The organism is Nitrobacter vulgaris (assembly GCF_031453995.1).
Lineage (GTDB): Bacteria > Pseudomonadota > Alphaproteobacteria > Rhizobiales > Xanthobacteraceae > Nitrobacter > Nitrobacter vulgaris.
The window spans coordinates 24928-32500 of sequence record NZ_JAVDPZ010000005.1 but is presented as its reverse complement, the minus strand read 5'-3'; the positions used below and the strand labels follow the sequence as shown (position 1 = coordinate 32500).

At 58.7% G+C, this 7573-nt stretch carries 2 protein-coding genes, 2 tRNA genes and 2 rRNA genes (1 of these 6 cut by a window edge); 2 read left to right on the top strand and 4 right to left on the bottom strand.

The annotated features are described in order from the left end of the window. From GGQ85_RS04280 to GGQ85_RS04265, 4 genes are all read right to left on the bottom strand, one after another. Nucleotides 1-686: ribosomal RNA gene (locus tag GGQ85_RS04280) — 23S ribosomal RNA — on the bottom strand; it reaches 2134 nt to the left of the window's first position. Nucleotides 687-1107: 421 nt separating this feature from the next. Then, nucleotides 1108-1183 (bottom strand) — tRNA-Ala (locus tag GGQ85_RS04275). Between the two features lie 32 nt (nucleotides 1184-1215). Further along, nucleotides 1216-1292, bottom strand: a tRNA-Ile gene (locus GGQ85_RS04270). 202 nt (nucleotides 1293-1494) lie between these two features. Beyond that, a 16S ribosomal RNA gene (locus GGQ85_RS04265) occupies nucleotides 1495-2983 on the bottom strand. The 16S and 23S rRNA genes sit together here with 2 tRNA genes alongside, the layout of an rRNA operon. Nucleotides 2984-3806: 823 nt before the next feature. Here GGQ85_RS04265 and GGQ85_RS04260 point away from each other — a divergent pair. Both GGQ85_RS04260 and GGQ85_RS04255 read left to right on the top strand, forming a co-directional pair. Then, the gene (locus tag GGQ85_RS04260) at nucleotides 3807-5852 is read left to right on the top strand and encodes a peptidoglycan DD-metalloendopeptidase family protein (RefSeq protein ID WP_309773490.1); all 2046 of its coding nucleotides are present in this window, start codon (nucleotides 3807-3809) and stop codon (nucleotides 5850-5852) included. Nucleotides 5853-6250: 398 nt separating this feature from the next. Beyond that, the gene (locus GGQ85_RS04255; protein WP_309773489.1) at nucleotides 6251-7537 is read left to right on the top strand and encodes a glycerate kinase type-2 family protein; all 1287 of its coding nucleotides are present in this window, start codon (nucleotides 6251-6253) and stop codon (nucleotides 7535-7537) included. The last annotated feature ends 36 nt before the right edge of the window (nucleotides 7538-7573 follow it).

Sequence of the window (7573 nt, the reverse complement as noted above, 5' to 3'; positions counted from 1 at the left end):
CGCTACGCCTACACCTATCGGCTTAAGCTTGCTCGTTAAATTAAGTCGCTGGCCCATAATACAAAAGGTACGACGTCACCCAGAACGTATCTTGGGCTCCGTCTGTTTGTAGGTGTCCGGTTTCAGGTCTATTTCACTCCCCTCGTCGGGGTGCTTTTCACCTTTCCCTCACGGTACTGGTTCACTATCGGTCGCTGAGGAGTACTTAGGCTTGGAGGGTGGTCCCCCCATGTTCAGACAGGATTTCACGTGTCCCGCCTTACTCGAGCATGAATGCTTGCATTACCCATACGGGGCTATCACCCTCTGAGGCCCTGCTTTCCTGACAGGTTCTGGTTGTCTCACATTCATGACTGGCCTGGTCCGGGTTCGCTCGCCACTACTACCGGAGTCTCTGTTGATGTCCTTTCCTCCAGGTACTTAGATGTTTCAGTTCCCTGGGTTTGCTTGAAACCTCCTATGTATTCAGAAGTCTCATACCTTCGCTTGATAACCGAAAATCCAAACCCACGACGACTTGCGTCATCATGCGCTTAGAGTTTCGGCTATCGAAGGTGGGTTTCCCCATTCGGAAATCCGTGGATCAAAGCTTCTTCGCAGCTCCTCACGGCTTATCGCAGCGTAGTACGTCCTTCATCGCCTCTCAGCGCCAAGGCATCCACCGAACACCCTTAAGGCACTTGATTGCTCTCATTATCAATATCCACACACTCGGCAGAATGTTGTCCGCACACCTGCGTCAGGAGCCCGAAAGCCCCCTCAACACGCACCCTCGATGAATGCTGCATGCGGCTGGACATTGATTAGAAAGACCAGCTTGCTTCGTAAGATCGAACCGATAGCGAGGCGGTCAAGCTTCGCTAACAGGATCATTTACAACCCGCTCACCTCGCAACTTGCGTTACGACATGACCGAGCGCCGAAATGACCTGGAGATAGTGAATGGGCGCAGACCGTGCTTTCCAGCACGACCCACGATCCAGACTCGGATCGATCTCCTCTTTACGATGTCAGAAAACCCGCATGTCCATCTATAACAAATGAGACATGCGAAGCGTTGTTTTCGCGGACGAAATCAATCAAACAATGCCGATCAATCAAACCATCTGGTGGAGCCAGACGGGATCGAACCGACGACCTCATGCTTGCAAAGCACGCGCTCTCCCAGCTGAGCTATGGCCCCGTACCAGAAGACGAATGCTGCACTTGATCAAATGGTGGGCCTGGGAAGACTTGAACTTCCGACCTCACGCTTATCAAGCGCGCGCTCTAACCAACTGAGCTACAAGCCCCTAGCGACTAGGGACAGCGCACTCCGCCGGCTTAACCGGATCATGAGCACAAGCGCCGCCCCTGGCGCGTGTTCGTCCGCGAAGAAAGAGAAACGAAGACGGCGAAATCCCGCCAATGCGGCTCAACGATCCTGACGATCATTGGCCACTGATGTTTCTAAAACGGTTCGATAACAGCAAGCTGTTGAAGAACCATCCTTAGAAAGGAGGTGATCCAGCCGCAGGTTCCCCTACGGCTACCTTGTTACGACTTCACCCCAGTCGCTGACCCTACCGTGGTCGGCTGCCTCCCTTGCGGGTTAGCGCACCGCCTTCAGGTAAAACCAACTCCCATGGTGTGACGGGCGGTGTGTACAAGGCCCGGGAACGTATTCACCGTGGCATGCTGATCCACGATTACTAGCGATTCCAACTTCATGGGCTCGGGTTGCAGAGCCCAATCCGAACTGAGACGGTTTTTTGAGATTTGCTAGGGGTTGCCCCTTTGCTTCCCATTGTCACCGCCATTGTAGCACGTGTGTAGCCCAGCCCGTAAGGGCCATGAGGACTTGACGTCATCCCCACCTTCCTCGCGGCTTATCACCGGCAGTCTCCTTAGAGTGCTCAACTAAATGGTAGCAACTAAGGACGGGGGTTGCGCTCGTTGCGGGACTTAACCCAACATCTCACGACACGAGCTGACGACAGCCATGCAGCACCTGTGCTCCATGCTCCGAAGAGAAGGTCACATCTCTGCGACCGGTCATGGACATGTCAAGGGCTGGTAAGGTTCTGCGCGTTGCGTCGAATTAAACCACATGCTCCACCGCTTGTGCGGGCCCCCGTCAATTCCTTTGAGTTTTAATCTTGCGACCGTACTCCCCAGGCGGAATGCTTAAAGCGTTAGCTGCGCCACTAGTGAGTAAACCCACTAACGGCTGGCATTCATCGTTTACGGCGTGGACTACCAGGGTATCTAATCCTGTTTGCTCCCCACGCTTTCGTGCCTCAGCGTCAGTATCGGGCCAGTGAGCCGCCTTCGCCACTGGTGTTCTTGCGAATATCTACGAATTTCACCTCTACACTCGCAGTTCCACTCACCTCTCCCGAACTCAAGATCCTCAGTATCAAAGGCAGTTCTGGAGTTGAGCTCCAGGATTTCACCTCTGACTTAAAGACCCGCCTACGCACCCTTTACGCCCAGTAATTCCGAGCAACGCTAGCCCCCTTCGTATTACCGCGGCTGCTGGCACGAAGTTAGCCGGGGCTTATTCTTGCGGTACCGTCATTATCTTCCCGCACAAAAGAGCTTTACAACCCTAGGGCCTTCATCACTCACGCGGCATGGCTGGATCAGGCTTGCGCCCATTGTCCAATATTCCCCACTGCTGCCTCCCGTAGGAGTTTGGGCCGTGTCTCAGTCCCAATGTGGCTGATCATCCTCTCAGACCAGCTACTGATCGTCGCCTTGGTGAGCCATTACCTCACCAACAAGCTAATCAGACGCGGGCCGATCTTTCGGCGATAAATCTTTCCCCGTAAGGGCTTATCCGGTATTAGCACAAGTTTCCCTGTGTTGTTCCGAACCAAAAGGTACGTTCCCACGCGTTACTCACCCGTCTGCCACTGACGTATTGCTACGCCCGTTCGACTTGCATGTGTTAAGCCTGCCGCCAGCGTTCGCTCTGAGCCAGGATCAAACTCTCAAGTTGGACTTGAAACTTTGAGCCGGCTGATCACAACGTTTGACGAGGTCCCACCATTTTTTGTTAGCCGAAGCTAACAGCCATCCGCGATTCACATCGCTGATGACGATGGTGTAACCTTTAAAACGTGTACCGCCGAAGTCTTTCGTCCGGCCTCAATCCACGAAAGCCGAAGCCTTCATTGATCGAAACCCGCAAGGACTCCGCCGTCCACGTTTCTCTTTCTTCATCTTCACTTGTCAAACAGCCCGGGTCCAAGGACCCATCTTCCATCGCTGGAAGATCCGTGAAGCACTCACCGGACGACAAATAACAACCGATGGCTATCGGCTGTTGATTCACTCAACCTAGTGAGGAGCTTCACCGACACAGCTAAGGGCCTTGGTAAGGCCCAAGGCCGCGCCGCGTTCAGTGGGCGGTTTATAGTCCCACCGTCGGACGCTTGTCAACGCCCATCGTCAACAAATTGTTGCATCGGGTAAAACAACATCGCAGGCCAAAAAGCCCTGCGAAATGCCGTACTTGAGCCACATTCCTGCGACGTTCTCCAGAAATAAGTCTTGAATCGCCGATTGCTAGGGGCAGCGGCCATTTCGTTAAGTCCAGGAATTGGTAGCTTTCAGCAGACGGTGGTCATCCACGGTCGCATCGCCTTGTCCAGGCGACCGCAATGCATCGAGGGCTCAGACGCCGTTGATGTTCGTGACCCAGGCCAACCGGCGGGAGCCCTGAGCATGAAGCGCGCGAATCTTTCGTCTCTCGCCCGAGGGCGTCGGACGCCGGGATACGCAAGAGTTTCGCCGGTTGCAGGAATTTGGGGGACGGCGGATTGAACGCAGCACGCAGTGGGGATCGAGGACGCGAGACGGGGATCATTGACCTGGGTCATGAGCCGCCGCTTTCTGCGGACGGATCCGAAGCCGCCGTCATCGACCGCCGCCGCATCTCCGTGCAGTGGTTCAGCGGCACCATTCTTACAGGCCTGTGCGGCGCGGCTCTTATCGGCGGCGCCGTTTTTGCGTCGCTCGATGGTGAAACCACCTTTGCGAGGGTAGCCGAGCGCGTCGAAGGTGGACTTCGCGGCTCGTTCGGAACCGGTGACCATCAGGCCAGCCTTCACAAGAGCGATCGCCTGCCGCCGCCGAGCGAGGCGGCCGCTGCAAGGCAGGTCATTCGCGTCTCGACCGTGACCCGCGCCGGCAACCGCGACGTGATGCGGGTCCGGCCCTTCGTTCGGGTATCCGGCAACCTGTTGATGGCGACCGGCGATCTCAGCGCAAAGATTCCGCCATTCAATGCGCAACGCCTGCTGGCCGACGGTGGTAGCCACGCCCGCACTGCCACAGACGATACAAGCGCCGCGACGGCGGCCGAACCAGACGCCGAAGTTTCCTTCGTGACCCGTGATCTCGCAACGATCCTCCCGAAGGCGACGATCGCGGCAACCATCCCGATCGATGAAGTTTTGATGCGGGTACGCGATGCCTCGAACTGGCGCGGCAACAGCGGTGTGCGGTACACGATGGCCGAGGCTGCGGTAGAGACCGCTGGCCCGACGTCGGGCATCAAAATGGCCTACGCCGCCGAAGGTAGCGTAGACCCCTATGCCGGGTTTGAGGCCCGTATTGTCCCGGAAAACGTCACGCTGCTTTCGAAAACCAGCGAACAACTTACCGGCGGCAATCCACTGGGCGAGCGCGTGCATCTGGTCAGGAGAGGCGACACCATCGCCTCGGTGCTGCGGGACCAGGGCGCAACGCCGGAAGAAGCCCATGCGATCGCAAGCACGCTCGGACCTCGAGGCCGCGACGGCGGACTCAGGGAAGGCCAGAAGTTGCGTGTCCTGATGGCGCCTGCGGCCTCCGACCAGCGACTCGTCCCCTACCGCGTGATCGTGGCGAACGATTCCACCATCGAGGCTGTCGCCGCACTGTCGGATCTCGGCAATTACGTCGCTGTCGACGTCGCCAGCATGAATTCGATCGCCGATGTCGCCGACAGCAGCGACACCGACGATGACCGCGGAGTCCGACTTTATCAAAGCATCTACGAGACCGCGCTGCGGGACAAGGTGCCGCCAGCGATCATCGAGGACATGGTCCGCATCTACTCCTACGACATCGATTTCCAGCGCAAGGTCCAGCCCGGCGATTCATTCGACGTTTTCTACGCCGGCGACGACGACGGAACGCCGACGACCGAGAAAAACGAAGTGCTTTATGCCTCGCTCACCGTGGGTGGTGAGACCAAGAAATACTATCGTTTCCAAACCCCCGACGACGCCGCCGTCGATTATTATGACGAGAGCGGCAAGAGCGCGAAGAAGTTCCTGGTCCGCAAACCGGTCGCCAGCGCGATCATGCGATCAGGATTCGGCGTTCGGCGCCACCCCATCCTCGGCTACGTGAAAATGCACACCGGCGTCGATTGGGCGGCACCTTATGGCACACCAATTTTCGCGACCGGCAATGGCGTCGTCGAAAAAGCAGAATGGGAAGGCGGCTACGGCAAGTATGTCCGTATCAAGCACAACAACGGCTATGAAACCGCGTACGGCCACATGTCGGCCTTCGCGAAGGGCCTCGAACCAGGCAAGCGCGTCCGGCAAGGACAGGTGATCGGCTTTGTCGGTTCGACCGGCCGCTCCACCGGAGCGCACGTGCACTATGAAATTCTCGTTAACGACCGCTTCGTCGATCCGATGCGCGTCAGGCTTCCGCGGGGGCGATCACTGGACGGCACGATCCTGGCCGGCTTTGAGAAGGAACGCGACCGGCTCGAGGCGATGATGAATAGCCGCGGCGCCGTTGCCAGGGTATCGGATGCCGCGGGCTCACCTGCCCTACCGCTGCCTCGACAGGTCTCCAACCGCTAGACTTTTCGTCTTTGACGCGGATTGGAAGCGTGGCTTCTATGATTTCGATCTGACGCGTTGTCATCGCGCGAGCGGCATCCACTTCGCTCGAAAACGCTCTAGTCGGAACAAGCCTGGTTGGTTCGCCGAAAGAGTAAAGGCAAGCAAAAATCTCTCAGCGCGGCGGAAATTCGCAACTTGATCCAGCATACAATCAGGTAGAGACAATCCAGATTCGAGCATATCGATAATAGCTGCATGGAACGTCCATCCGGTCAGAGTGTGTGCCTCTCTTCCAGACGAACGGCGATGGCCCGAGCCGACATTCCAGGTAAGTTTTTTGAGCATGGTTGGCTCGGTCCGCTTCCGATGGACATGCGACCTGTTCAACGTCTTGCGCCGTTCGGCAAGATCCGAGCATGACCGACCATCGCAAGCTGCTGCGTGCCCTCTTCGACGCGAGTGTCGCCGCCGCGCATCCTGACAACATTCTCGAGGCACATCTGCCACCCGCGCCGGAAGGCCGCGTGATCTGCCTCGCCGCCGGCAAAGCCGCCGCTGCCATGGCCGCAGTGGTGGAACAACACTATCTCGACGCTGCCGGTCTTGATCCCGCCCGGCTGACCGGCCTCGCCACCACACGTTACGGCCATAGCGTGCCGACGCGTCGAATCAAGGTGATCGAGGCCGGCCATCCCGTGCCCGATGAAGCGGGTTGGCGCAGCGCCGGCGTCAGTCTGACCCTCGCGAGTACCGCGACAGCCGACGATCTGCTGCTGGTATTGCTTTCGGGCGGCGGCTCGGCGAACTGGATTGCGCCTGTGAATGGCGTGTCGTTCGCTCAGAAGCAGCAGCTCAACCATGCCCTGCTCCGCTCCGGCGCCCCGATCGGCGAAGTCAACACGGTGCGCAAGCACTTGTCGCGGATCAAGGGCGGGCGGCTTGCGCGCACGGGCAGGCGCGCCGAGATCGTAACGCTGGCGATATCGGACGTGCCGCGCGATGAGCCGACGGCCATTGCCTCCGGCCCCACGGTGCCCGACCCAACCACGCTGGCAGACGCCCGCGCGTTGGTCGCAAAATACAAAATCGTATGCGACGATGCTGTTAGCCATGCCCTCAACGATCCAGCCAACGAAAGCTGCAAGCCCGGCGACGCCGCCTTCGCCCGCACCCGTTTCGAGATCGTCGCACGGCCAAGGACTTCGCTCGACGTCGCCGTCAGACTCGCACACGATGCCGGCTTTGAGGTGCTCGACCTCGGCGCGAATCTCGAAGGAGAAGCTCGCGATGTTGCAATGGATCACGCGAAACTAGCGCTGAAGGCGCGAGCCGACGGCCGCAAGCTCGCCATCCTGTCCGGCGGCGAACTCACCGTAACAGTTCGCGGCAACGGGCGCGGCGGCCCCAATCAGGAATATGCGCTGGCGCTTGCATCACAGCTTAAGAACGCGCGGGGCATTTCCGCGCTGGCGGCCGACACCGATGGCGCCGACGGCGGAGCGGGCGATGCCTCCGATCCCGCCGGCGCCGTGATCGATGCCCGCACGTACGGGGCGATGCGCGCGCAGAACCTCGATCCCGCCGTCTATCTCGCCAACAACGACGCCACCGGCTTCTTCGCAGCCAGCGGTGACCTGCTATTCACCGGACCGACGCTCACCAACGTCAACGACATACGGGTCATTCTGGTGGATGCCGTCTGATTGGCGCGCTCTCACTGCGGGAGTAGCTTAACCCGA

Bases quoted from the DNA above. Each gene is read 5' to 3' on its own strand.
- GGQ85_RS04255 (WP_309773489.1), top strand. From the start codon at position 6,251: ATGACCGACCATCGCAAGCTGCTGCGTGCCCTCTTCGACGCGAGTGTC.